The following is a 24,957-nucleotide window of genomic DNA, read 5'->3' as shown; positions in this document are numbered from 1 at the left end:
CCCATCCGCCAGTTCCCGATCACATATCAAGAGGTGTCCCTGTAATGATCTCCCGCCCCCTTCGACAGACGTTCACCCTGCTCGCCGCAGCGGCGTTGACCGTGACGACCGTGAGCGCGTGCGGCTCCGCCGACGCCGTCGAAGCCTCCAGCGCGGGTAACGAACTGGCCGGCGCCAAGTTCGTCATCGGTTCCAAGGACTTCACCGAGAACATCGTGCTCGGCAACATCGCCGTACAGCTGCTCAAGGCGCATGGAGCCGAGGTCGTCGACAAGACCAACCTCGGCGGCACCGTACCGAACCGCAAGGCCCTGGAGTCGGGCGAGATCGACCTGTACTGGGAGTACTCCGGCACCGGCTGGATCGAGCACCTCAAGAACACCACACCCATCCAGGACTCGGCCAAGCAGTTCAAGGCCACCGCCGAGGCGGACCTGCAGAAGAACAAGATCCACTGGATCGGGCCCACTCCCCTGAACAACACCTACGCGCTGGCCATCCGCTCCGAGAAGGCCAAGGAGCTGGGTGTCAAGACGCTCTCGGACGTGGCCGAGCTGGCCAGGACCAAGCCCCAAGAGGTCACGGTCTGCATCGAGACCGAGTTCTCCACTCGTGACGACGGGCTGTCCGGCCTCTCCAAGACGTACGGCATGACCATCCCGAAGGACCGCGTCAGCCTGCTCGACACCGGCGTCGTCTACACCGAGACGGACAAGGGCCAGACGTGCAACTTCGGCGAGGTGTTCACCACCGACGGCCGCATCGCCGCGCTCGGCCTCACCGTCCTGGAGGACGACAAGAAGTTCTTCCCGATCTACAACGCGGCCGTGACATTGCGCCAGGAGACGTACGACAAGTACCCGGCGCTTGAGAAGGTGCTCCAGCCCGTGATCGCCAAGCTGGACGACGCCACCATGCAGCGGCTCAACGCCCGCATCGACGTCGACGGCGAGGAGCCGGCCAAGGTCTCCGCCGACTGGCTGGGTAAGGAAGGCTTCCTTGGCGCCGACAAGACCTGACGGCCGCGAACGTCGCGGATAGCCGGCTTCCGAACCGGCGCGGCCGTCCTCCCCCTGGGCGCAAGGAGGAGGACGGCGGCCTGGTCAGGGCTTGCAGGTCCCGAGGGATCGGCGTTCCAGTTCGGCATCCGTGCCTGCGGGTTCATCGAAGTCAGGGGCTGGAGCAGCCGATCCCGGCGGGCGCGGTGGCGCCGTTGCCGCCGGCGACGTATCCGAACGTCGTGGTGCCGCCTGCCGCGAGGACGCCGTTGTAGGAGGCGTTGCGAACGCTGATCGCGCCGCTGGTGCCGGTGGCGACGCCGCCCCAGAGGTTGGTGACGGACTGCCCCGCCGTCAGGGTCATGCCCACCGTCCACCCGTTCAGCGGCGCCGACCCGTTGTTGCGTACGGTCACCTCCGCCTGGAAGCCGCCGCTCCAGGTGTTGACCGTCCGGTAGGCCGCGGTACAGGCGCCGCCCTGCCCCGGAGGCGTCGGAGTCGGCGTGGGGGTCCCCTCCAGGCTGCCGGGAACCGAGCGGAGCGCGTTGTACCAGACGTTCGCCATCTTGCTGTAGCCGCCGGCGTTGGGGTGGACGCCGTCCGCCAAGTCCGCGGTGGTCAGTGCGCTGTACATGTCGACCAGGTGGACGTGGCGACCGGCCGCGGCCCTGGTCTGTACGATGCCGGGGATCGCCGAGTTGAAGCTCCTGACGGTCGCGTCGGCCCCGCTGAGGGGAATGATCGTGGCCACGAACACCTCGGCGTCGGGTGCGCTGCCGGTGATGTGGTCGATGAGCGTGCCCAGCCTGGAGGACGCGCCGTTCGGGTTCTGGTACATGTCGTTGGTGCCGATGTGCAGCAGGATCGTACGCGGCTGGTAGGTGCGCAGCCAGGTCACGATGTTGGCGTCGATCTGGTCGATGCGCCATCCCGAGTGGCCTTCGTGGTCGTGATCGCCCAGACTCGACGGCCCGTTGAACAGGGATCCGACGAAGTCGACCCGGTAGCCGGCGGTCACCAGCTTCTGCCACAGATCGATGCGATAGCCACCCGGCACGGTGAGCCCGTCGGTGATCGAGTCGCCGAGCGGCATCACCCGCACGCCGCCGTTCGACTCCGCGTCGGCCGCACGCGTGGCGTAAACCGTGGCCACGAGCAGCGCCAGCACGGCGACCAGACCGCTCAGCAGGCGCGTCGTCCTCACCATGGATGTCTCCGTTCCCTTCTCCGCGACGAGTGCGCCGGGCGAACCGATGTGCTCAACGAGATCAGGAGCAGGTTCAGGCCGAATCCTGCGAGCGTTAACAAGGGCTGCGGTCCCGGAACGCCGGCTCCCTTTCGCGTGCGGTTTCGAGCGCACGTGGAGCGAACACCGACATATGCGGATACGTCAATACGCTCGCCCGCCGACCGAACTCTTCCCCTCGTCGTCCCGACGCTCTCACCTGGCCGTGGAATGCGGCCCATGCCGGACGGGAGATGAAAATTTCATGCCGGCAGCCATGAGAAGAGCTCGAAACGTTTCGGGTGCCGGTCCCTGGCGACACCCCCAAGACCCGCCCCATATGGGGTTCAAGACATGGCAGGCCCAACCACCACGTGTGACCGAAATATTTCGGGTCATTATTGACACCTTTCGGGACGCTTTCCACACTGGACCCCGGGCGGGCCGTTGGATGGCACGGTCGCGATGTGCCGCGCCCAACGTGACATCCGCCCCCTCGACGACGCCACCGGCGGCTGGACCGGCTCGCCCGTATTCCGTGCCTTGATCGGAAGCGTGAGTTTTCTGGCCGAGGCCTCCGGCGCGGGGGTCGAGTCCCCTCGCACCGGAGGCGGCCTTCGCCGGGAAGGTGGCGGGGTCAGCAGGTGGAGTTGGTCTGGGTCAGCAGGCCGAGCCGCCAGGGCAAGGAGTTGTAGTCGCCGCCCGCGCTGGGGTCCAGGCCCTGGTAGAGGTAGCGCATGTTGCAGGGGCTGATGGTCAGGGTCTGGTCGTATCCGTCGCGGATCATCTCGCCGTGGCTGATGTCCCTGGTCCAGGCCGTGCCGTCGAAGGTGACGTTGTTCGCCCGGGCGAAGGGGTTGCTTTCACTGGCCGCCAGCGACGTCCACGAGCCGCCGATGCTGGTGGAGGTCCAGGAGCGGAAGTAGCGCTTGCCGTCGCTGCCGATGGCCTCGACGATCAGCAGGTACTGGTTGGTGTCCTTGACCTTGTAGACGTTGCTGGCCTCGAACAGGTTGTTCTTGGCGTCCTGCATGGCGATGACCGGCTGGGAGAAGCCGTTGGGGAAGTTGGCGACGGTGGTCTGCGAGCGGTAGAGGTGGCCGTTGTCGTCGGAGGAGAACAGGTAGCAGTTGACGTTGTCGCAGGCCACCCACATGTCGACCCAGTAGCCGTTGCCGATGTTCTGCCGGATGATGTCGGGCATGCCGGAGTAGAAGTGCTGCGGCGCGCTCCACGAGCGGGGGTTGCTGATGTCGGTGGTGGTGGAGTACGAGGCGTTGCCGGTCTGGTAGACCAGGTACCACTTGTTCTGGGGGGCGAAGTAGAACACCTCCGGAGCCGCCCGGTAACCGGTGCCGATGCCGCTCTGGTCGAGGTAGTACTGCGGGGCGGATCCGGCCTGGGACCAGTCGGTGAAGTTCGTGTAGACCAGGTTGTAGCCGGACGAGTTCGCGGTGCTCGCGAACACGTGCCACTTGCCGTTGTAGTAGACGACCGACGGGTCCTTGATGCCCGCGATGTTGTGGGTGGCGTCCGGCTTCGGGGCGATCAGCGCGCCGCTGGAGTGCCATCGGAAGCTCGTGGGAAGCGTCCCGGTGCCGCCCGGCGGGGTCGGGGTCGGGGTGGGCGTCGGCGTCGGGGTGGGTTCACCGGGGCTGCCGGTGCAGGCCACGCCGTTCAGCGAGAACGCGGTGGGCGCCGGGTTGGAGCCGCTCCACGATCCGTTGAACCCGAAGGAGGCGCTGCCGCCGGATGGCAGGGCGGCGTTGTAGCTGAGGTTGCTCGCCGTCACCGACGACCCGGACTGGGACTGGGAGGCGTTCCAGATCTGGGTGATCTGCTGGCCGGCGCCGAAGGACCAGGTCAACCGCCAGCCGTTGATCGCGTCGCCCAGGTTGTTGATGGTGACGTTGGCGGTGAAGCCGGTGTTCCACTGTGAGGCGATGGTGTAGCCGACCCGGCACGCGACGGCGGCCTGTGCGGTCCGCGCGTTCAGCAGCCCTATCGCCGCCATCATCAGGAGCACGACCGCAGTGATCGCGTGCCTGCGGCGTACGGCCGGTCGAGGCGGCGGCGTGGGTGTGGCGGCGGAGCGCCACGACGTCCGTGCTCGCCAATGTAGGGGCATTTAGGTCTCCTCATCATGTTTTGCGTCCGTCCCCCTAGGCCCGCGGCCCAGGAGGGAACGCCGGTGTGATCCTCTGTGGTCGTCGCCGGAGGGCGACCCTGCTGCTGCGAACCGGGTGCGGAGGGGTCAGGGGCTGGTGCAGGTTGCGGTCGGGGTGGCCGCGGCGCCGTTGGCGGTGAAGCCGAATGTGGTGGTGGAGCCCGCCGGGATGGAGCCGTTGTACGAGGCGTTGCCGACGGTCACGGTGGAGCCGGACACGGTCAGCGCGCCGTTCCAGAGGCTGCTGATGTTCTGCCCGCCGGGCCAGGTCCACCGCACGGTCCAGCCGTTGACCGGGGAGTTACCCGCGCGCACGGTCACCGTCGACTGGAATCCGCCCTGCCAGCTGTTGGTGGTCTCGATCGTGGCCGAGCACGCCCCCGTAGCGGGAGGTGGCGTGGGGGTCGAGGTGGGGTTCGGGCCGGCGCTGTTGAGTGCGTGTTGAACTCCCTGTCCAGGGTCGTCGCGTACGCCGACTCGCCAAGCCTGCCGGCCGCCACCGCCGCACCGAAGTAGCGGCCGCTCTGGGCGGCGGCCGCGCCAAGGGTGCCGGCGGCGTCGGCGGGGGCGGACATCACCAGGAGCGCGACCGCCCCGATGGCGCCGGCGGCCAGCACCTTGTGGGAACGGCGGCGAGCTCGGCGTGCGGGTATGGCTGCTTCACCCATGTCTTGGCCTCCAATGCTGAACCGATGACGGGTATGCGGGGACGCCGCCGCATCGAACGCGGTCCATCGCCGGACCGCGTCACAGACGGCGGCACCTGCCGCTCACCACCACCCCGGCAGGAGGCCAGTTGGAGACCAAGTGTGGAAATCACTACGACAACTGTCAAGTATTCGCCGATAGTTTCGGCGTTCCCCGCCTGACTTGTCGTCGATTCTCCCTGATCAACGACTCGAAAGTTTCCCGAAATTTTCGGACAAATGCGGCCTTTCCGGCTACACAAAGCTCGGTAAGACTCACCACCCCCGGAGGCATTGTTTCTGAAAGTTTCAAGACGGGACGACTTGTGCACCATCGGATTCCTCCCTCATAGGGACAGCTCAGGCGCGTCCCTACGGACAGAGGACCTGATCGGAGAGAGGCCGGAGCCTTGACCGGACTTCGCCGCGTCGTATTTGCTCCGCCGTACCACCACCCTGCGCAGAAAGGGGTCTCGATTCCACAAGTCAAGTGTTAACGCTAACAAGGGATGTCAATCGGCCTGCTGGATGAGGCCAGACCGGTCGCCACTGGCACACCCCGGACACCCAGCAGGTGGTCACGGACAATCCCGGCATCCGACGTCGGCAATGTAAGCGACCTTTCTTCACACGTTCTCGGGAGAACTCATGCACCTTCTGTGCCGGCTACCTGGCCGTCAGGCCGGCGGCGGCCCAGCCCGCCCCCAGGCGGCACGTCACGCTCGGCCACGTACGCGATCGCCGGCCAATGGACGGGCGGCTTCCAAGCCGAAGTGACGGTCGCGGCCGGCGGCTCCAACGGCGCCCTGAGCGCCGGCCGTGCTTCATGGGCAACCCATCCGCGAAGAAGAAAGGACATGCCGTGAAACAGAGGCTCAAAGCCATCCTCGCGGCCGCTGCCATACCGCTGGTCGCCGCGAGCGTCCTCCTTGGAGTCCGGCCCGCCGGGGCCGCGTCGCTGACCCAGGTGACCAACTTCGGCACCAACCCCACAAACCTGAACATGTACACCTACGTCCCGGACAACGTCGCGGCCCAGCCGGCGATGCTGGTCCTGGTCCACTACTGCGGGGGTTCGGCCAGCGGAATCTTCAACTGGAACGGCCACGACTACGTCACCGCGGCCGACCGGTACGGGTACATCATCGTGCTGCCCGAAGCCACCCGGGACGGCCACTGCTTCGACGTGTCCACGCCGGCCGCGCTCAAGCGCGACGGCGGCAGCGACTCGACCGGCATCATGTCGATGGTGGCCTACGCCCGGCAACGCTACAACGTCGACCCCGCACGGATCGTGGTCAGCGGCTTCTCCTCCGGCGCGATGATGACCAATGTGCTCGCCGCCGAATACCCGGACGTGTTCGCGGCCGGCGCGGCGTTCTCCGGCGTACCCGCCGGGTGTTTCGCCACCACGAACGGATCCCTGTGGAACAGCCAGTGCTCCGGCGGGAACCTCATCAAGACCGCGCAACAGTGGGGCGACCAGGCCCGGACGATGTATCCGGGATACACGGGCCGCTATCCGCGGATGCAGTTGTGGCACGGCACCACGGACACCACGCTGGCCTACCCGAACTTCGGGGAAGAGATCAAGCAGTGGACCAACCTGCACGGGTTGAGTCAGACCCCCGCGTTCACCGACCACCCGCAGTCGGCCTGGACCCGGACCCGGTACGGCAGCACCGGAACCCAGGCGACCATCGAGGGAGTCAGCGTCAGTGGCGTCGGCCACGACCTGCCGATGAGCGGCATGCTGGCCTATGCCATCTCGTTCCTCGGCCTCGACGGGAACACCCCGCCGCCGACCAGCCCACCACCCGGCGGTGGCACGGGCGCCTGCCGCGTCAGCGACACGATCAGCGCCTGGAACACCGGGCTGACCGAGAACATCACGATCACCAACACCGGTTCCGCCGCCGTCAACGGCTGGTCCCTGGTCTTCACCCTCCCCAGCGGACAGACCATCACCTCCGGGTGGAGCGCCACGTACACGCCCACCAGCGGCCAGATCACCGCGAAGAACCTCAGCTACAACGGCTCGCTGGCGCCAGGCGGCTCCACCTCCATCGGGTTCCAGGCCAATCACACCGGCAACACCGCCAAACCCGCCGCGTTCACCCTGAACGGAGCCGCTTGCACCCTTTCCTGACGAGCTGATCGGCAACAATCTCAACCAACGGATCGACGGTCGGGGTTCGGGTTCCTCGACAGCGGGAACCCGAACCAACAGCGCAACCACCGCCCCGGACCCGAGGCCGGGGGACGGTGCTACCGTGCGCGGACCGCCTTGTACTCCCCCAGCAGCGCGTCGAGGCGCCGCACCATGAAGGTGTAGTACTCATGCATCTCCCGCAGGCGCGCGCGCTGCCGCTCGGGGAGGTCTGCCGCGTGCGTCTGCGCGTTCTCGGCCAGCGTCAGCAGCTCGGTCGTCTGCTCCAGCTGGTGCTGCAGGCAGCCGATCCAGGCGTCGTCGCGCCACTCGTACACGTACTGCCGGGAGCCCGGCTCCTTGAACCGCCGCACAGTTCCGCTGACCATCAGCAGGCGTGTCGTCTCCGACACCGAGCCCTTGCTCGCGTTCAGCGCCTCCTGCAGGTCAACCATCGTCATGGGCGCCTCGCTGAGCATCAGGACGCCCGCGGCGCGCCCGGCCATGGGCGGCCAACCCATCGCGGCGCCGATGTGCAGACCGAAGTCGTCGATCAGCGCGTCCGCATGGTCATCGACGGGGCTGGACACCACCGGGCTCCATTCGTTCAGAAAAAAATGAACTTTCACTATTGACTGAACTTTCTGCTGAGGGCAGTCTACCGGCTAACAGCGGTCCGGGTATTCCGGGAGCCGCGCTCCCTGAGCCATATGCAGGAGGTTCGCCGTGAAAGGCATGGGCTGGGACATCATCGTCGTGGGAGCGGGTTCCGCCGGCGCGCCGCTCGCGGTCCGCTCCGCCGAGCGGGGCAAGCGCGTCCTGCTTCTGGAGGCCGGGCCCGACTACCGCTCGGCGCAGATGCACGAGGCGTGGCGGTCACCGAACCCCGTCCGCGCGCTGCTGGATCCCAGTGCCACCGAGGGCCTGGTCTGGATGGGTGTCAACTCCTCCCGGACCGACAAGCAGGCTCAGGCTCCCTACTGGCGGGGCAGGGGCGTCGGCGGCAGTTCGTCGATCAACGGGCAGATCGCGATCCGCCCGCCGATGGAAGACTTCGACGACTGGGCCGCGGCGGGGTGCGCCGGTTGGTCGTGGCAGGACGTGCTGCCCTACTTCGCGAAGCTGGAGGACGACGAGGAGTTCGGGGACGAGCCGTACCACGGGCGTGGCGGGCCGACCCCGATCTTCCGCATGCCGCGGGACCGATGGGGCGGCGCGGACTCCGCCCTGTGCGCCGCGGCGCTCGCCGCCGGACACCCCTGGGCTCCCGACGTGAACGCGCCGCACGCGAGCGGGGTCTCGCCGTACCCGATCAACTCCCGCGCCGGGCGCAGGGTCACCGTCGAGGAGGGCCTGGAGAGGGCGGCCGGAACGCGTTTCGGCCTTGCGGCCACCGTGTACACCAACGACCCGGCGCACATGGCCGCGGCTCATGGCCTCCCCGCCGGTGTCGTGTGGGTCAATCAGTGGCAGGGCGGCGGCCCCGAGCGGCTGTACGAGCCGGCCGGCGACAGCGGCATGGGGGCGACCGGGTCCCGGGCGGCCTACGACGCGGCCACCCGCCCCGTCTCGATCCACGCCGTCCCGGCCGCCCCGGGCGGGTGACGCCTCCCCGTAAGGGTGTCCCTGAGGTGTCGCGGTCTGTTCGTCATCGTGTTCGTCTGCCGCGCGTGTCACGCTCGCGGCGGACGGTCGGCCGCCTTCCCTTGATCGTGGTTCGCCGGAGCGCGGCGATCACCTCGTCGGCCGCGGCTTGCGGCACCTCCACCAGCGAGAACCGGTCGGCGATCTCGATCGCGCCGATGTCGCGCCCGCTCAGGCTCGACTCTCCGGCTATCGCGCCGACCAGATCCTGCGGCCTGATCCCCGCACTGCGGCCCACGTTGAAGAAGAGGCGTGCCATTCCACCCGCCGGGGCGCGACCGTAGCGCTCGCCGGCCGGGGCGGGCTCCCGCCGCCCACGCCGCTTGTCCTCGGTCCGCAGCGCCACCTCGGGGATCTCCTGCTCGTCCAGCGCGGCCCCACTGGACTCGTGCGCCAGCTTGACGGCGGCGAGCGCCACTTCCATCAGGTCGAACTCATCGGCGAGCGACTCGACCACGACGTGGAAGGGCTCAAGGTCGTCCTGAAGAAGGCTTTCCTCCAGCGCGGCACGGGTCAGCTCCATCCGGCGCGCCCGCAGGTCGGCGACGGTCGGCAGCCTCTCCACCGGGATCCGCTGCTTGGTCACCCGCTCTATCGCCTTGAGCATTCGGTGCTCGCGTGGCTCCACCAAGGTCAGCGCCACCCCTTCGCGGCCGGCGCGACCCACCCTGCCGATGCGGTGCACGTACGCCTCGGGTGCGGACGGGACGTTGTAGTTGACGACGTGGGTGAGTTGTTCGATGTCGAGGCCTCGGGCGGCCACGTCGGTCGCGACGAGCAGGTCGGCGGTCCCGGCCCGCAGCCGCGACATCACCCGATCGCGCTGCTCCTGCTCCATCCCACCGTGCAGCGCCTCGGCGCGGTAGCCGCGCCCGTTCATGGCTTCGGTGAGCTGATCGACTTCCTCACGGGTGCGGCAGAAGATGATCGCAGCCGTCGGCGCCTCGATGTCGAGAAGGCGTCCGAGCGCTGCGGGTTTGTGCGCCCTGCCGACGAGGTACGCGCTCTGCTCCACCAGCGGCGTCGCCTCGCGCCCCTCCGCCGCCGCATGCCCCATTTCTATCCGTACCGGGTCGTGCAGGTGGCGGCGAGCGATCCCATCGATGCGCGGCGGAATCGTCGCGGAGAACAGCACGGTCTGGCGATTTTCGGGAGTGGCCGCGAGAATCGCCTCGATGTCGTCGGCGAACCCCATGTCGAGCATCTCGTCCGCCTCGTCCAGCACGACGGTACGCAGCCCCTCCAGGTTGAGCGTCCCCCTGCCGATGTGGTCGAGGGCCCGTCCCGGCGTCGCGACCACGACGTCCACCCCGCGCTTGAGCGCCTGCAATTGCCGGTAGATGGGCGCTCCGCCATAGATCGGCAAGACGCGCGTACCCATGATCCGGCCGTAGCGATGAAACGCCTCCGAGACCTGAACGGCCAGCTCACGCGTGGGCACCAGCACCAGCGTCACGGGCCCGGCATCACCACCGGGCTGCGGCATACGCTGAAGCACCGGCAACGCGAACGCCGCCGTCTTCCCCGTGCCCGTCGCCGCCTGCCCGAGCAGATCACGCCCCTCCACCAACGGCGGGATCGCCTCGCTCTGGATCGGAGTGGGCTCCTCGTATCCCAGAGCGGACAGCACGTCCAGGAGCTCAGATCGGAGCCCCAGATCGGCGAAGGTGGCCTCGCCGCCGGTTGCATTCATGGTCATCTCCGACTCCTCACAAACTCCACACCCCTGCTGCCGGTCATCTCCTGGGAAGGACCTCGATGCACCCAAGCCCCCGACCCCCCTGTACATGCTGTCCGGCGGCCGGCCGGTGCGGGAGCATCAGGGTGCAGTCCCGTCCCTGCCCGGCACGGCGGTCGTCGCCGTCCCAGCGCGCGTAACACCGCAGCTCTACCCTTGCCAAGGGTCAGGGAACGCCTCAAGCCGGCCGCCATGCGACCGAGCGCCAGGCTCAATCGCCCCGACCGGACTCACACCGACAGGCGACAACGTTCTCACATACAGACGATCAGCCGCTACTTCACGGCGTGGCAGAAGACGGCACCGCACCTTCCGAAAATCACCTCCACGCAGTTCAAGCAGCCCTTGGTGGACTCGTGCCGTCCGGATGAGCAAGGGCCACCTGGACGCGGCCGAGCCGATCGACGTCGAGCTGGACCTGCGCGGCGGGAAAGGAGTAGCCCCCAGGCTGCTGACCAGCCCCCGAGCCTGGTCGTCCGCCGCTCCACAGCGCCTCCGGGTGCCGATTGACAGGGCTGGAGGCCGCCGCGTCCTGACATTCGTTTTGACCCTTTGAGTACCGGTATTGACCTTATTGATCCGTTCGCTTCGGCGATCGATCATCGAGGGCAGTAGCGCTTCCTCACCTCAGGAAGGATCTTCATGATTCGCCGCGCATCGTTAGCCCTCCTGCTCGCCCTCGGCACCCTCACCGTCATCAGCTCGCCCGCGCACGCCCGCGCCTGCATGCTCGACTACCACTGCGAAACGTACTACTACAGCGACTCAGCCCACACCACGCTGGTAGGGATCAAGTACGAGAACTGCGTCGGGGATGTGACGTGGGTGGGCGGGCGCGGGTCGTATCCGGAGTTCTACGAGACCCCCTGCTGAGCGCCTGCACCTGATCACCCTCGGCGCCGAGCCGCGCGAGCGCGGCTCGGCGCCGAGTAGGTTCACCGCCCGATCCGAGGCGGCCGTCGGTGTACCGAGGCGGTGACACACGTTGCCGACCGTGCCGGCGCCGTCCGGCAGCGGTTCGGCGCGGGCTGGCCGCCCATGGTGCGCACGTCCGGGTGGCCGGACGGCGCCGCCATCCACCTCCTGCGCGCGCTGGACGGCGTCACGCCGACTTCGCGCGTGGGACGCCGAGTTGGCGCCGCTGATGCGAGCGTGCGGGATCGCGGTGCCCGAGGTACTGGTGGCAGAGCGCCTTTTCGGCGACGTGGCTGGATAAGAAAGGTTATTTACTACTACCGCTCTCCTTCGTATGGTGGTCTCAATCCCCCAGGAGGCGGCAATGAAGATCCGCAGCGCCCTGACTGTGTTGGTCATCCTCTTAGCCAGCTCCGTATCCGTCCCGCAGAGTGCCACGGCCGCGTCGGTCGTGGCCTTCGATGCCGTGGTCCCCGCACCCGCGGGCGCGAGCCCGTCGGCGGGCGTGACGTACCAGATCACCTCCTCCACCGCCGTCTACAGCGACGCGCCAGAGGTCGGCGACCAGCTCGCCCGGCAACTGCGGCGCTCGACCGGCTATCCGATCCCGATCGTGACCACGCCCCCGGCAAACGGGATCACGTTGCAGCTCGGCAGCGTCAGCGGCGGCGACGAGGCGTACCAGCTCGACGTGACGACCTCGGCGATCACCGTGCTGGCCAACCGCCCGGCCGGGCTGTTCAACGGAGTGCAGACGTTGCGTCAGCTGCTCCCGTACGCGGCCGACAGCACCACCGTGCAGCCGGGGCCGTGGCCGGTGCCCGGCGGGCGGATCGTGGACCAGCCGCGCTACCCGTACCGGGGCGCGATGCTCGACGTGGCCCGGCACTTCTTCCCCGTCGCGGCCGTCGAGCGGTACATCGACCAGATCGCCCTCTACAAGATCAACTACCTGCACCTGCACCTCGCGGACGACCAGGGCTGGCGGATCGTGATCGACTCCTGGCCCCGGCTCGCCACGTACGGCGGCAGCACGGCCGTCGGCGGCGACCCGGGCGGCTACTACACCAAGGCCCAGTACCAGGAGATCGTCTCCTATGCCGCCGCCCGCAATATCACGATAATTCCGGAAATAGACATGCCGGGGCACACCAACGCCGCCCTCGCCTCCTACGCCGAGCTGAACTGCGACGGCGTCGCCCCGCCCCTCTACACCGGCACGGACGTCGGCTTCAGCTCCCTGTGCACGTCCAAGGAGATCACCTACGCGTTCGTCGACCAGGTCCTCGGCGAGCTCGCCGCGATCACCCCCGGCCCCTACCTGCACCTCGGCGGCGACGAGGCCAGCTCGACACAGCCCGCCGACTACAAGACGTTCATGAACAGGGCGCAGGACATCGCCGCCGCCCACGGCAAGACGGTCGTCGGCTGGCACGACATCGTCAACGCCACCCCGCTGCCCACCACGATCGCCCAGTACTGGGGCACCACCCAGCGCGACACGGCGGTCGCCACGGCGGGCAGGAAGGTCATCATGTCCCCGGCAAGCCGCGCCTACCTGGACATGAAGTACAACCGGCGCACCCCGCTCGGCCAGACCTGGGCCGGGACGATCGAGGTCAGGGACGCCTACGGCTGGGACCCCGGCGCCTACCTCACCGGCCTGCCGCCCTCCCAGGTGATGGGCGTGGAGGCGCCGCTGTGGACCGAGACGATCAGGACCTCGGCAGACATCGAGTACATGGCGTTCCCGCGCCTCCCGGCACTGGCCGAGCTGGCGTGGTCGCCATACAGCACGCATGACTGGACCGCATTCAAGCAGCGTCTGGGCGCGCAGGGACCGCGCTGGCGCGTCATGGGGGTCAATTACTACCACTCCACGCAGATCGCCTGGCCTGCCGGTTCTTAGGAGGTCCGCATGTTCCGACGTGTCCTCGCCCTGCTTCTGCTGATCTTCGCGACCGGGATCGTGAGCGCGGGCAGCGCCGGCGCCGCCGTCGGCTCGACCGAGCTGAAGGCGGGCTGGGCGCTGCGCTCGGCCACCGGCCTCGCGGACACCGGCGCCACCATCTCCCAGGTCGGGTACGGCACCGCGGGCTGGCAGCCGGTCACGCTGCCCTCGACCGTGCTGGCCGGGCTGGTGGCGGGTGGCGTCTACCAGAACGTCTACTTCGGCCAGAACCTCAAGAACGTCCCGGACCTGACCGGGCAGGACTGGTGGTTCCGCGGCGAGTTCACCGCCGCGGCGTCCGCGCCCGGGCAGGTGTACTGGCTGCGCTTCAAGGGGCTCAGCTACCGGGCGCAGATCTGGCTGAACGGCGTCCAGCTCGACGCGAACGCGGTCGGCACGTTCGTCAACCGCGACTACAACGTCACCAGCACGATCAACCCGGGCGCGGCCAACGCGCTGGCGATCAAGGTGACGCCGCCCGCGCACGACTGCAAGGACCTGTCCACCTGCACGGTCGACTGGAACCCCGAGGTTCCCGACATGAACGCGGGTGTCTGGAACAGCACGTTCCTGGACACCACCGGTTCCGTCGCGCTGCGCGACCCGTACGTGAAGACGACCCTGAGCGGGACCGCCGCGGACCTGACCGTGTACGTGGACGCGATCAACGCCACGAACGCCCCGGTCACCACCACAGTCAGCGGCACGATCACCAAGACGGGCCAGACCACGCTCAGCTTCTCCCAGAACGTCACGCTGAACGCCGGCGAGCGGAAGGAAGTCGCGTTCGCGCCCATCCACGTGACGAACCCGGTGCTGTGGTGGCCCTACCAGTTCGGCAGCCCCGAGCTCTACCGGCTCACCGTCAGCGCAGGCACCTCCGACACCAAGACGATCGACTTCGGCATCCGCCAGTTCACCGACTACCGCACCACGGTCAACGGCACGTCGTTCGCCGGCTACAAGGTCAACGGTCAGCCCATCCTGCTGCGCGGCGGCGGTTACGTGTGGGACATGATGCAGCGCTGGGACGCCAAGACCAACGCCGCGCACATCGCCTACGTCAAGGGCATGGGCCTGAACACGATCAGGCTGGAGGGCACGCTGGGCAACGAGGAGCTGTACGACCTGGCCGACAGGAACGGCATCATGATCATGCCGGGCTACGTCTGCTGCAGCGCCTGGGAGAACGACAGCGGCTGGACCGCCGAGCAGGAGCAGGTGGCCCAGAAGTCGCTCGAGAGCCAGATGCGCGCCCTGCGGCATCACGCCGCGACGTTCATGTGGAACTACGGCAGCGACCAGCCGCCCACCACCGCGCACCTGGCCGCATACAAGAACATCGCCGCTGCGCTGCACTGGCAGAACCCCACCCTCGACAACGTCGCCACCTGGGCGAACCCGGATGCGGGCATGAAGATGGACGGCCCGTACGTCTGGGAGCCCCCGGTGCTGTGGTGGGACCAGTCGCGCGCGGGCAGCGCGTTCGGCACGACCGGCGAGGAGGGCACCGAGTCGCCGCCGCCGCTGGAGAGCCTCCAGCAGTTCCTGGCCCCCGCCGACCAGTGGCCGATCGGCGCGACCTTCAACTACCACGCGGGCAAGCCGAGCAGCGTCTTCGACAACATCACCCCGTTCACCGACGGGCTCAACAAGAGGTACGGCACCGCAACCTCGGCGGCCGACTACTCACGCAAGTCGGAGCTGCAGAACTACGAGAACACGCGCTCGTTCTTCGAGGCGTGGAGCGCCAAGCAGCACGTGCAGTCGTTCGGGTCGATCTTCTGGATGCTGAACAACGCCTGGCCGTCGGTGCACTGGAACCTCTACGACTACTACTTCAAGCCCGGCGGCGGGTATTTCGGGGCCAAGAAGGCCACCGAGCCCGTGCACATCTCCTACGACTACTTCACCAGGAACGTGCACGTGGTGAACTCCACCCTGACGGCCCGCTCCGGGCTGACCGCCACCGCCGCCGTGTACAACCTTCCTGATCTCACGCAGAAATACAGCACCTCGGTCCCGGTCACGGCCCCGGCCAACGCCGGGACCCAGGTGCTGACAATTCCAGCGCTGACCGGTTTGTCGGGCACGTACCTGATCAGGCTCCAACTCAAGGACGCGGTGGGCGCCAAGGTCAGCGACAACGTGTACTGGTACTCGACCTCGCCCGACACGCTGGGCAACAAGAGCAACTGGTACAGGTCCACGCCGAAGAACTACGCCAACCTCACTGGGCTGAACGGCCTGGCCACCGCGAACGTCACCGCCACGGCCACGCGCACGGTGTCGGGGACTCAGGAGACCGTCACGATCACCCTTGCCAACCCCGCGGGCCTGGCCTTCTTCGTCCGGCCGGAGATCACGGCGGGCAACGGGGGGCGCGAGGTCGTGCCGGTGAACTACACCGACAACTACGTCACGTTCTGGCCGGGAGAGTCCACCACGATCACCGCGGCGTACCAGACCGCCGACCTCGGCGGCCGGCAGCCGTACCTGCGGGTGCGCGGCTACAACGTCCCGACCTTCTCGATCCCGGTGAGCTGACCGGCCCACGGCGGGTTCGCCCCGGAGACCGAGCCTGGTCAGGGCGGACCCGCGGGCCGCGAACGCCTTTCCAGGGCCAGGCCGTCGAGCGCGCGCCCCGCGCGACCAGATGGAGCAGCAGCCGGCGCCGTCCTTGACGGGACGGCGCCGCGGCGATCCGGCACGCAGGTCTAACCGAACGTTATGCAGTCCGGATTCGGAATGGGCATGGATTTCCCGGCGTCCGTCAGCTTCCCGGACCGCGGATCGATGCTGAACAGGTTGACGGTGCTGCTCACCTGATTCGCCACGAGCATCCACCTGTTGCCGCGGTGAATCGAGAAACTCCATGGCGACACGCCGCCGCAGGGAATGCGCTGGACGAGCGTGAGCCGGCCCGTTCTCCAGTCGGCCGCGAAGACGACAATGGTGTTCTCACCTCGATTCGAGGTGTATACGAAGCGGCCGTCGCGGCTCATTCCCAGCTCGGCCGCGCTCTTGGTGCCGGAGTATTCGGGCGAGTCGGTGGACAGGCTCTGGCTGAGCGTGATCTGCGCTTTCCAGGGATTCCAGTCGAGGACATGGAGGTCCGCTGTCAGCTCGTTCAGCAGGTAGAGGTTCCGGCCATTGGGATGGAACAGCAGGCGCCGCGGACCCGAACCCGGGTTCACCGCGTAGGAGCGCGGTCCGGTCGTTTCGCCGGCGGACAGAACGCGTGTCTCGCGGTTGAAGCGGTAGATGAACACGCGGTCCGCGCCGAAATCCGCGACCAGTGCGAATCTGCCGCTCGGATCCACGACCACGTGATGCGGATGCGGGCCCGCCTGACGTGGGTGCGGACCGGAACCGGTGTCCACCACGACGGACGCCGGAGAGTCGAGTCCGCCGTCATTCCGGATCGGCAGGGCCGCGGTCAGGCCCGCCGCGAAATTCGTCGCCAGAACGGTGTCCGAGCGTTTGTCGGTGCCGATATAGGACAAGCCGCCGGGCGTGCCCGCGCTGTCTGTCGTCACCTGACCGATCAGATCAAGAGCGCCGGTCGCCCGGTCGATCCGGAACGCGGAGACGGTGCCGCCGGCGTCCCCGCTGCCGACGTAGAGAACCGGCTTTGACGGGTGCTTCGCCTGCCAGCTCGCATTCACCTGCGCCACGATTCCGAACGGGGTCATGATCCCGCCATCGGGATCGAACCAGGCGCCGTTCACCTGGGTGCCCCGCCACGTACCGATGTAAAGGAGCCCGGGCGCTGTGCCGGCGGACGCGTTCGCGCTCTGCGCGCCGGCGAGCATCGGCACGGCGGCGGACGCCGCCAATGCACGCAGCACCTTTCTACGGGACGGCCCGGATGGTGAAGCCTGCGTTCCGGCGTGTTCGGAGTCCCACATCGTTGCGATGACCTCTCTGTTCGCGAAGAACACCAGTCGAGGACCGACCGCGCAATCCATGAGAACGCCAAACGCCAACCACGTAGTGCCACAGTATGCGCCGGCCGCGGCAGATCGTCTACGGCTACCGGCGACCCTCGAGACCCCCGCGATCTGGCGGCTGCCGCAGGGACAGGCCGGAGCGCAGGTCAGCGCCTGATTGTTGGACAATCAAGAGCCTGTTAGTCGCTAACTCTTGCAGATATGGGTCCACACTGTTACGTTTCGCTCAATCGCTTGTCGGACAATCTTTGAGCCGAGTGACAGGCGAGCGGACCGGCGCGCGAACGCCAGACGCACCACCACGAGCCAGCGCACCAGCGACTGTGCGGGCCGGGATGACGCCACCCGGACGCACGCACAGAACTTCCCTACCCGCCACCCCTGGGCGGTCAAGGAGGCACACGTTGTCGAACGACCATCCCGCCCCCCATCCGGACGCACTCCGCTTCGAGCACGTCACCCTGGAGTTCCCCGGTGCCCACCGGCCCGCCATCGAGGACGTGTCCTTCCAGGTCGGGCGCGGCAAGTTCGTCGCCGTGATCGGACCCAGCGGATGCGGCAAGAGCACCATCCTCAACCTGGCCGCCGGGCTGCTCCCGGCGACGCGGGGGGAGGTTCACTTCGACGGCCGGCCGGTCACCGCGGTCAACTCCGCGGCGGCCTACGTGACGCAGCAGGCCAACCTGCTGCCCTGGCTGAGCGTCAGGGCCAACATCGGCCTGGCGCTGAAGTTCCGCAAGGTCCCGAAGGAGGAACGGAACGCGAGGATCGACCACTGGATCAAGGTGGTCGGGCTCACCGGGTTCGAGAACCACTTCCCCCGCGAACTGTCCGGCGGCATGCAGAAACGCTGCGCGATCGCGCGAGCGCTGATCTACGACCCCTCCATTGTGCTCATGGACGAGCCTTTCGGCCCCCTGGACGCCATCACCCGGCTCAAGCTCCAGCAGGACCTGCTCAACCTCTGGGAGGAGCAGCACGGCACGCTCGTCTTCGTCACGCACGACCTCAACGAGGCGATCTACCTCGCCGACGAGGTCATCGTGATGTCCGACGGGCCCGGCACGATCCGCCGCGTGCTGCCGGTTCCCTTCGAACGCCCGCGCCAGATCGGCTCCCTCGTCGAGTCGCCGGAGTTCTCCGAGCTCTACAACGACCTCTGGAGCCTGTTCAGGTCCGAACTGCAGACCTCGGACGCCACAGCGTGAAGACAGGCCGAGCCGCCGAGCGAGGGCGACAGCATTGATATCGATCACGGAAGAGATAGCCGTTCCGAGTCCCCGGGCCCGCGTCTGGGAGGTCATCTCGAACCCCGCGGACGTCGTGTCCTGCATCAGCGGCGCCGAACTCGGGGCGGCCCACGACGACGGCTCGTTCGACGGGACGCTGGTCGTCAAGTTCGGTGCGGTACGCGTCCGGTTCGCCGCCCGGGTCACGCTGGAACTGGCCGCGGACGAGTTGGAGGGTCGCCTGTCGGCGCGAGGCCGGGACGGCCAGCGGGCCACCCGCTTCACCGCGCACGCCACGTTCCGGGTGGTGCAGGGCGACGGGCCCGGTGATGCACGGGTGGCCGTGAGCGGCGAGATCACCATCAACGGCAAGCTCGCTCCGCTGGTCGAGTCGGGCGCCGGGGCCGTGGCCACGCGGATGACGAGGGAGTTCTCGGACCAACTGGTCCAGCGCTGCGCCGGCCTGGCCTTCGCCGAGCCCGAGGTCACGGTCGCAGCCGCCACCCCCGGCGGGACACAGCGGTTTGCCGGCCTGTTCGGCCGGTTGCGCGCCTGGTGGGCGCGTCTTCTGAAGCGGCGCCGACCGGTGTCGATCCCCATCCGGCAGTCACAGGAGCAGTCGAAGGAGGCGGGCAGTGGCAATGCCCAGGCTGAATAGGGTGATCAGCGGCCTGGCGGCGGGGCGGCACGTCTTCGCGTCCTTCGCCGCGGCGGATCCGGCGGTCGCCGTCGAATTCAGCACCACCGACTACGACGGCCTGGTCTTCGAGACCGAGCACAAGCCGTGGGACGTCATCGCGCTTCGGGACAGCTTGCAGTACCTGCTGAACCGGCGCCAGATCTTCCGTGCCGACAGCCTCGCGGCCACGCTCACCCCCCTCGTACGGATCCCGGCCAACGGCGCCGAGAAGGCGCAGTGGCACGCCAAGCAGGCCCTGGACCTGGGCGCGTACGGCATCGTGTGGCCGCACATCACCTCGGTGGAGGAGGCGTACAACGCGGTCGCGGCCTGCCGCTACCCCCGGCTGCCCGGCACCCCCCGCTACGAACCCGCCGGCCTGCGCGGCGACAGCCCGGCCGCGGCGGCGCGTTACTGGGGCCTTCCGCTCGCCGAGTACTACGAAAGGAGCGACGTCTGGCCGCTCGACCCGGACGGCGAGATCCTCGTGGCCGTCATGATCGAGGACCAGCGCGGCGTGGAGAACCTGCCGGACATCCTCGACCAGGTCCCCGGCATCGGCCTGGTCCTGCCCGGCGAGGGCGACCTGAGCCAGGAGCTCGGGGTACCCCGCCAGTACGACCACCCGCGCGTCATGGAGTCCAAGCGCCGGATCCTCGACGTCTGCGCGGAGCGGGGGGTCGCCGTCGGCCATCCCCACGTCACGGCCGGCAACGTCAAGCAGGTGCTGGACGACGGCTACCGGTTCCTGATGTCGGCCCCGGTGCGCTCGTACCCGGGCCTCGACCTGGGCCGGGCGCTGACCGGCCGAGCCTGACGAGGAGCCTTTCATGATCATCGACTGTCACGGCCACTTCACCACCGCCCCGCCCGCGCTCGGCGAGTGGCGGGAACGGCAGATCCGGGCGTTCGAGGAATCGGGTGCCCGCGTGTCGCCCGGCGACCTGCTCATCACCGACGACGAGATCAGGACCGCCATCGAACAGGGCCAGCTCAAGCTGCAGCGAGAGCGCGGCACGGACGTGACGCTCTTCTCCCCGGGAGCGGGGAAGATGGCCCACCACTACGGCGACGAGCAGACCAGCCTGGACTGGTCCCGGGTCAGCAACGACCTGATCGCCCGCGTGTGCGCGCTCTTCCCCGGCAGGTTCGCCGGGGTGTGCCAGCTCCCGCAGTCGCCAGGCGACGCCCTCGCCTCCTCGGTACGCAACAGCGTCGCCGAACTGGAACGCTGCGTCGAGGAGCTGGGGTTCGTCGGCTGCCTGATCAACCCGGACCCCTCCGACGGCTACTGGCAGGCGCCCCCGCTGACCGACAGGGTGTACTACCCGCTCTACGAGAAGCTGGTCGAGCTCGATGTGCCGGCGATGATCCACGTCGCGATGTCGAGGAACCCGGCCCTGCAGGGCACCTGCGCGCACTACCTCAACGGCGACACCGCGGTGTTCATGCAGCTGTGCACGTCGGACCTGTTCGCCGACTTCCCCACCCTGAAGCTCATCCTGCCGCACGGCGGCGGCGCCGTCCCCTACCACTGGGGCCGGTACCGGGGCTTCATGCTGGACCAGGGCCGGCCGCCGCTGGAGGAGGCGGTGCTGCCCAACGTCTTCTTCGACACCTGCGTCTACCACAAACGCGGCCTTGAACTGCTGGTGGACGTCGTCCCGCCGGCGAACGTCCTGTTCGCCTCGGAGATGATCGGCGCCGTCCGCGCGGTGGACCCCGAGACCGGACGGCGGTTCGACGACACCAAGTACCTCCTGGACTCCATCGCGACGCTGGACGACACCGACCGTCAGGCGGTGTACGGCGGCAACGCACTGCGGGTGTTCGGGCGGCTGGAAGGCGTGCTGAAAGGGACCATGAAGTGAAGGTTTACGAAGTACTCGCCCAGGCGTTCGTCGCGGAGGGCACGAGCGACGTCTTCGGCATGATGGGCGACGCCAACATGCACTGGATGAACGCGCTCGCCCGGCGCGGCGTGCGGCTGTACGAGGTGCGGCACGAGGGCTCCGGCCTCGGCATGGCCGACGGGTGGGCGCGGGCGGCCGGGCGGCCGGGTGTCGTGACGACGACCAGCGGGCCGGGCGTCGCGCAGCTCGCCACCTCGATGGTCGTGGCGAGCCGGGCGCGTACTCCGCTGGTCGCCTTCTGCGGCGAGACGGCCTGGGGTGACCAGGACGCCGTGCAGTACCTGGACCAGCGGCGTTTCGCCGCCGCGATCGAGTGCGGCTTCGTCCACGTGTCCCGGGCCGACCTCGCGGAGGAGGCCGTACAGCGGGCCTTCTACCTGGCCAGGACCGAGTCCCGCCCGATCATGCTGAGCGCCCCGATCGACGTCCAGAAGCAGGAGTGTGAGGACGGCGACCAGTACGTCCCCTCCACCGACCTCATCCGGCAGGTGCGCTCGCTCCCCGACCCGGCCGGCGTCGAGACGGCCTGCGACCTCATCCAGGCGAGCAAACGAGTGGTGATCATCGCCGGCCGCGGGGCGCGCCGCGCGGCCGCCGGCGAGCAGATCCTGCGCCTGCAGGAGCAGACCGGCGCCCTGCTGGCCACCACGCTGCAGGCGAAGAACTGGCTGTGCGGCAGCACCGGCTACCACGTGGGCATCGCCGGCCTGTACGGCAACAAGACGGCGATGGAACTGCTGCAGGAGGCCGACTGCGTGATCGCGGTGGGCGCCAGCCTGAACCGCTACACGATCGAGCACGGATACCTGTTCCCGGACGCCCGGTACATCCAGATCGACACGGCTCCGCACGTCGTCATGGGCAACGGCGCGGTGGCCGACTGCTACATCCAGGCCGACGCGATAGCCGCCGTCACCCAGCTCAGCCGGGCGCTGGAGAGCCGGTCGGTCAGGCTGGAGGGCTTCCACACCGCCGGCGTCCTGGAGCGGCTGACCGCCCCGCCGGTGGCCCCCGCGGAGTTCCGCGGGGAGCCGGGCCGCCTCGACCCGCGCGAGGTGATCCACGTCCTGGACGAGGAGCTTCCAGGCGAGATCGACCTGGTGCTGGGCAGCGGCCACCAGGTCGACTTCGGCACCATGCTCTTCCAGCGCTCCCGCGAGGTGCTGTCGAACTACGGCATGTTCGGCGCCATCGGCCAGGCTCCGCTGCTGACCATCGGGTCGATCGTGGCCAACGGCAACAGGCCCGCCTTCGTGGTCGAGGGCGACGCCAGCTTCCTGATGCACCTTCCGGAGTTCGAGACCGCCTGCCGGTACGACATCCCGATCCTGGTCGTCGTCATGAACGACGAGGGACTGGGCGCCGAGTACCACAAGTCGCGGGCCGGCGGTCTGGACCCGGAGCTCGCGGTGATCCCGACGCCGGAGCTGGGTCCGGTCGCGGTGGCGCTCGGCGGCGGCGGGGCCACGGTCAGGACCGCGGACCAGCTGCGCGCCGCCCTCGCGGAGTACGTGCGAGCCCCCCGCCCCACCGTGATCGACGTCCGGATCACGCGGGACGTGGTCAGCGTCCCCTACCGCCGGCTCCTGTACGGCGAGGACGTGTGATGACATCCCTCACGATCCAGCTGGGCGACTACCCGCACACGCGCCGGCTGACGGCGAATCCCCCCGGAGGATGCCGTTTCACGCACACCTCCCCGCTCCACGGCGCCTTCGCCAGGATGGTCAGGGACCTGGAGTTCGACGTCTGCGAGCTGGCGCTGGCGACATACCTGCAGGCCCGGGAGGCAGGCGTCCCGATCACTCTGCTGCCCGTGGTGATGATCGGCGGCACCCACCACCGGTCGCTCACCCGCCTGCCCGGCGGCCCCGCACTCGCCCCCGGTGAGCTCGCCGGGCGGCGGATCGGGGTGCGCTCCTACAGCCAGACCACGGGCCTGTGGGTCCGCGGCATCCTTCGCGAGGAGTACGGCATCGAGTCCTCCGACGTCACCTGGGTCACCACCGAGGAGCCCCACGTGCGGCAGTACCGGGAGCCGGCGTACGTGACGCGGTCACCGGCCGGACGGGTCGCGGACCTGCTGCGCGACGGCGGCGTCGCAGCCGCCGTGCTCGGCCCGCGGGCGATCGGAGGACAGGGCGAGGGCCTGGTCCCGGTCATCCCGGACGCCGAGGCCGCCGAGCGCGCCTGGGTGGACCGGCACGGTTTCGTCCCGGCCAACCATGTTGTCGTGGTCCGCGACGACGTGCTGCGAGCCGCCCCCGACGCGGTGCGCGTGCTGTACCACGCCCTGGCGGGCGCGATCCGCGCCACCGCCGGGGACCGTGACGACTCGCCGGCCGGGCGCGCGGTCGCGGCCGGCTGGAGTGAGGAGCTGGGCGCCTGCCTGGACCTCGCCGCCCGGTACGCCCTCGAACAGGAACTCGTGCGCTCGCCCATCGACATCGGCGCCATCGAGAAGGAAGCGGCCGTCCTCCAGCGATGACCGCGACCGGAGCAGACGGAGTGCGAGACGACAAGCAAGTCGAAGGGAGGCGGCGATGACGGGACTACGACAGCGGGGCCATGCCCCCACGCGGCGACCGGCCGAGTTCACGCCGGAACTGCTCGCGAAGATCGACTGGCGGCGGCGCGCGGCCGCGGAGCCCTTCCGCGGGGTGGCCACGTCGGACGGCGTACGGCCGGGGCTGTTCCCGCTGCGCGACACCGGCCTCGACGTCAGCGGTGTCCGGCTGGCGGCGGAGGACTACCTGGCCGCGCTGACGGCCCGGGAACTGGCGCAGGGCCGGTTCGCCATGGACGACGTGACCTGGCGGCACTGGGCGAACGGCGCGCGGTACTTCCTGCGGCACGGACTGTGCCTGGAGGACCTCGGCGAGAACCAGCGGGACAAGGCGCTCGCCGTGGTTCGCGCCAGCCTCAGCGCGTACGGATACACGCAGGTCATCGACATGATGCACCTCAACCTGACCATCGGTGAGCTGCGCGGCGAGGAGCACCTGCTCAACGAGTGGCTGTACTGGTTCAGCGTCTACGGATCGCCCGAGCAGGGCCACCCGTGGGGCTGGCAGCTCGACGGCCACCACGTCAGCGTCAACTGCGTCTTCGTCGGCAACCAGATGACGCTCACCCCCACCTTCCTCGGCGCCGAGCCGGTGGTCGCCGAGTCCGGCAAGTACGCCGGGACCACCGCCTTCCGCCGCGAGGAGGCCGTCGGCCAGCGGCTTTTCACCAGCCTGACCAGCGAGCAGCGCGACCGCGCGATGATCGCGGATGAGCTCCCGCCCGACCTGTTCACCGGCGCCTTCCGCGACAACTTCGAGCTGAACTACGCGGGCCTGCCGCTGGGCGAGCTCACCGAGCCGCAGCGCGTGATCGCGTACGACCTGATCGGCCTGTACGTGAACCGGGCCCACGACGACCACGCCCGGGTCCGGATGGACGAGGTCCGCGCCCACGAGCCGGAGACGTACTTCGCCTGGATCGGCGACCCCGGCCCCGACGGGGTCTTCTACTACCGCATCCACAGCCCGGTGATCATCGTCGAGTTCGAGCACCAGGCCGGCGTCATGTTCGACAACGACACGCCGTCGCGCCGGCACATCCACACCGTCGTCCGCACGCCGAACGGCAACGACTACGGCATCGACCTGCTGCGCCGGCACCACGAGCGGTTCCACCGGTGACCGGCCGCGGACCCGGTGCGG

Annotated in this window: 19 protein-coding genes; 13 read left to right on the top strand and 6 right to left on the bottom strand. The window is 68.7% G+C overall.

The features are described from left to right. The first annotated feature begins 44 nt into the window (after nucleotides 1–44). Nucleotides 45–1,019, top strand: a complete 975-nt coding sequence (locus ACQPWU_RS23460; RefSeq protein ID WP_433443531.1) for a glycine betaine ABC transporter substrate-binding protein — start codon at nucleotides 45–47, stop codon at nucleotides 1,017–1,019. 151 nt (nucleotides 1,020–1,170) lie between these two features. Here the strand turns inward: ACQPWU_RS23460 and ACQPWU_RS23455 are convergent, their stop codons facing one another. From ACQPWU_RS23455 to ACQPWU_RS23445, 3 genes are all read right to left on the bottom strand, one after another. Further along, nucleotides 1,171–2,205: a cellulose binding domain-containing protein gene (locus ACQPWU_RS23455; protein ID WP_433443529.1), complete on the bottom strand. Its 1,035-nt coding sequence runs from the start codon at nucleotides 2,203–2,205 to the stop codon at nucleotides 1,171–1,173. 655 nt (nucleotides 2,206–2,860) lie between these two features. Beyond that, on the bottom strand, nucleotides 2,861–4,351 hold the full coding sequence (locus ACQPWU_RS23450) for a non-reducing end alpha-L-arabinofuranosidase family hydrolase (protein ID WP_433443526.1): 1,491 nt from the start codon (nucleotides 4,349–4,351) through the stop codon (nucleotides 2,861–2,863). 126 nt (nucleotides 4,352–4,477) lie between these two features. Then, complete coding sequence (locus tag ACQPWU_RS23445) at nucleotides 4,478–4,753, bottom strand: cellulose binding domain-containing protein (protein ID WP_433445275.1); 276 nt, start codon at nucleotides 4,751–4,753, stop codon at nucleotides 4,478–4,480. Between the two features lie 1,185 nt (nucleotides 4,754–5,938). Here ACQPWU_RS23445 and ACQPWU_RS23440 point away from each other — a divergent pair. Next, nucleotides 5,939–7,225: an extracellular catalytic domain type 1 short-chain-length polyhydroxyalkanoate depolymerase gene (locus ACQPWU_RS23440; protein ID WP_433443524.1), complete on the top strand. Its 1,287-nt coding sequence runs from the start codon at nucleotides 5,939–5,941 to the stop codon at nucleotides 7,223–7,225. A gap of 119 nt (nucleotides 7,226–7,344) precedes the next feature. Here the strand turns inward: ACQPWU_RS23440 and ACQPWU_RS23435 are convergent, their stop codons facing one another. Beyond that, a complete protein-coding gene (locus ACQPWU_RS23435) occupies nucleotides 7,345–7,815 on the bottom strand; it encodes a GbsR/MarR family transcriptional regulator (protein WP_433443521.1) in 471 nt (156 codons plus the stop codon). A gap of 145 nt (nucleotides 7,816–7,960) precedes the next feature. Between ACQPWU_RS23435 and ACQPWU_RS23430 the strand changes: the two genes are divergently transcribed. Beyond that, complete coding sequence (locus ACQPWU_RS23430; protein WP_433445274.1) at nucleotides 7,961–8,830, top strand: aldehyde dehydrogenase family protein; 870 nt, start codon at nucleotides 7,961–7,963, stop codon at nucleotides 8,828–8,830. 43 nt (nucleotides 8,831–8,873) lie between these two features. Here ACQPWU_RS23430 and ACQPWU_RS23425 read toward each other — a convergent pair whose 3' ends face one another. Continuing rightward, nucleotides 8,874–10,568: a DEAD/DEAH box helicase gene (locus ACQPWU_RS23425; RefSeq protein WP_433443518.1), complete on the bottom strand. Its 1,695-nt coding sequence runs from the start codon at nucleotides 10,566–10,568 to the stop codon at nucleotides 8,874–8,876. A 681-nt stretch (nucleotides 10,569–11,249) separates the two neighbouring features. Here ACQPWU_RS23425 and ACQPWU_RS23420 point away from each other — a divergent pair. The 3 genes from ACQPWU_RS23420 (at nucleotide 11,250) to ACQPWU_RS23410 (ending at nucleotide 16,020) form a co-directional block, all read left to right on the top strand. After that, nucleotides 11,250–11,480, top strand: coding sequence for a DUF6289 family protein (locus tag ACQPWU_RS23420; protein ID WP_433443515.1), 231 nt, complete (start codon nucleotides 11,250–11,252; stop codon nucleotides 11,478–11,480). Between the two features lie 406 nt (nucleotides 11,481–11,886). Further along, nucleotides 11,887–13,431 carry a beta-N-acetylhexosaminidase gene (locus tag ACQPWU_RS23415; protein ID WP_433443512.1) on the top strand — a complete coding sequence of 515 codons (1,545 nt, stop codon included), beginning with the start codon at nucleotides 11,887–11,889 and terminating at the stop codon, nucleotides 13,429–13,431. A gap of 9 nt (nucleotides 13,432–13,440) precedes the next feature. Beyond that, nucleotides 13,441–16,020, top strand: a complete 2,580-nt coding sequence (locus ACQPWU_RS23410; protein WP_433443509.1) for a glycosyl hydrolase 2 galactose-binding domain-containing protein — start codon at nucleotides 13,441–13,443, stop codon at nucleotides 16,018–16,020. Nucleotides 16,021–16,190: 170 nt separating this feature from the next. On the opposite strand, the gene ACQPWU_RS23405 is transcribed toward ACQPWU_RS23410, so the two are convergent. Beyond that, the gene (locus ACQPWU_RS23405) at nucleotides 16,191–17,417 is read right to left on the bottom strand and encodes a lactonase family protein (RefSeq protein ID WP_433443507.1); all 1,227 of its coding nucleotides are present in this window, start codon (nucleotides 17,415–17,417) and stop codon (nucleotides 16,191–16,193) included. Between the two features lie 413 nt (nucleotides 17,418–17,830). On the opposite strand from ACQPWU_RS23405, the gene ACQPWU_RS23400 reads away from it, so the two are divergent. The 7 genes from ACQPWU_RS23400 to ACQPWU_RS23370 are packed head-to-tail and all read left to right on the top strand — an operon-like array spanning nucleotide 17,831 to nucleotide 24,936. Next, nucleotides 17,831–18,634 carry an ABC transporter ATP-binding protein gene (locus tag ACQPWU_RS23400; RefSeq protein WP_433443505.1) on the top strand — a complete coding sequence of 268 codons (804 nt, stop codon included), beginning with the start codon at nucleotides 17,831–17,833 and terminating at the stop codon, nucleotides 18,632–18,634. Nucleotides 18,635–18,668: 34 nt separating this feature from the next. Continuing rightward, a complete protein-coding gene (locus ACQPWU_RS23395; RefSeq protein ID WP_433443503.1) occupies nucleotides 18,669–19,313 on the top strand; it encodes an SRPBCC domain-containing protein in 645 nt (214 codons plus the stop codon). Further along, nucleotides 19,297–20,151 carry an HpcH/HpaI aldolase family protein gene (locus ACQPWU_RS23390; protein WP_433443501.1) on the top strand — a complete coding sequence of 285 codons (855 nt, stop codon included), beginning with the start codon at nucleotides 19,297–19,299 and terminating at the stop codon, nucleotides 20,149–20,151. The genes ACQPWU_RS23395 and ACQPWU_RS23390 overlap by 17 nt, the downstream gene beginning before the upstream one ends. Nucleotides 20,152–20,164: 13 nt before the next feature. After that, complete coding sequence (locus tag ACQPWU_RS23385) at nucleotides 20,165–21,205, top strand: amidohydrolase family protein (protein ID WP_433443499.1); 1,041 nt, start codon at nucleotides 20,165–20,167, stop codon at nucleotides 21,203–21,205. Next, a complete protein-coding gene (locus ACQPWU_RS23380) occupies nucleotides 21,202–22,854 on the top strand; it encodes a thiamine pyrophosphate-binding protein (RefSeq protein ID WP_433443497.1) in 1,653 nt (550 codons plus the stop codon). The genes ACQPWU_RS23385 and ACQPWU_RS23380 overlap by 4 nt, the downstream gene beginning before the upstream one ends. Further along, the gene (locus ACQPWU_RS23375) at nucleotides 22,854–23,735 is read left to right on the top strand and encodes a hypothetical protein (protein ID WP_433443494.1); all 882 of its coding nucleotides are present in this window, start codon (nucleotides 22,854–22,856) and stop codon (nucleotides 23,733–23,735) included. Before ACQPWU_RS23380 ends, ACQPWU_RS23375 begins: the two co-directional genes overlap by 1 nt. A gap of 55 nt (nucleotides 23,736–23,790) precedes the next feature. Continuing rightward, on the top strand, nucleotides 23,791–24,936 hold the full coding sequence (locus tag ACQPWU_RS23370) for a DUF3500 domain-containing protein (RefSeq protein ID WP_433443491.1): 1,146 nt from the start codon (nucleotides 23,791–23,793) through the stop codon (nucleotides 24,934–24,936). Nucleotides 24,937–24,957 lie beyond the last annotated feature (21 nt).

The organism is Nonomuraea sp. CA-141351 (genome assembly GCF_050944675.1).
In the GTDB taxonomy this organism is placed as follows: domain Bacteria; phylum Actinomycetota; class Actinomycetes; order Streptosporangiales; family Streptosporangiaceae; genus Nonomuraea.
Note: the sequence above shows the minus strand (reverse complement) of the source record. Positions and strands in the feature narration are given on the sequence as shown.

Coding starts and splice junctions, on each gene's coding strand:
- ACQPWU_RS23390 (WP_433443501.1), top strand. CDS start 19,297: ATGCCCAGGCTGAATAGGGTGATCAGCGGCCTGGCGGCGGGGCGGCAC.
- ACQPWU_RS23450 (WP_433443526.1), bottom strand. CDS start 4,351: ATGCCCCTACATTGGCGAGCACGGACGTCGTGGCGCTCCGCCGCCACA.
- ACQPWU_RS23415 (WP_433443512.1), top strand. CDS start 11,887: ATGAAGATCCGCAGCGCCCTGACTGTGTTGGTCATCCTCTTAGCCAGC.
- ACQPWU_RS23460 (WP_433443531.1), top strand. CDS start 45: ATGATCTCCCGCCCCCTTCGACAGACGTTCACCCTGCTCGCCGCAGCG.
- ACQPWU_RS23455 (WP_433443529.1), bottom strand. CDS start 2,205: ATGGTGAGGACGACGCGCCTGCTGAGCGGTCTGGTCGCCGTGCTGGCG.
- ACQPWU_RS23385 (WP_433443499.1), top strand. CDS start 20,165: ATGATCATCGACTGTCACGGCCACTTCACCACCGCCCCGCCCGCGCTC.
- ACQPWU_RS23370 (WP_433443491.1), top strand. CDS start 23,791: ATGACGGGACTACGACAGCGGGGCCATGCCCCCACGCGGCGACCGGCC.
- ACQPWU_RS23375 (WP_433443494.1), top strand. CDS start 22,854: ATGACATCCCTCACGATCCAGCTGGGCGACTACCCGCACACGCGCCGG.
- ACQPWU_RS23420 (WP_433443515.1), top strand. CDS start 11,250: ATGATTCGCCGCGCATCGTTAGCCCTCCTGCTCGCCCTCGGCACCCTC.
- ACQPWU_RS23410 (WP_433443509.1), top strand. CDS start 13,441: ATGTTCCGACGTGTCCTCGCCCTGCTTCTGCTGATCTTCGCGACCGGG.
- ACQPWU_RS23425 (WP_433443518.1), bottom strand. CDS start 10,568: ATGACCATGAATGCAACCGGCGGCGAGGCCACCTTCGCCGATCTGGGG.
- ACQPWU_RS23430 (WP_433445274.1), top strand. CDS start 7,961: ATGGGCTGGGACATCATCGTCGTGGGAGCGGGTTCCGCCGGCGCGCCG.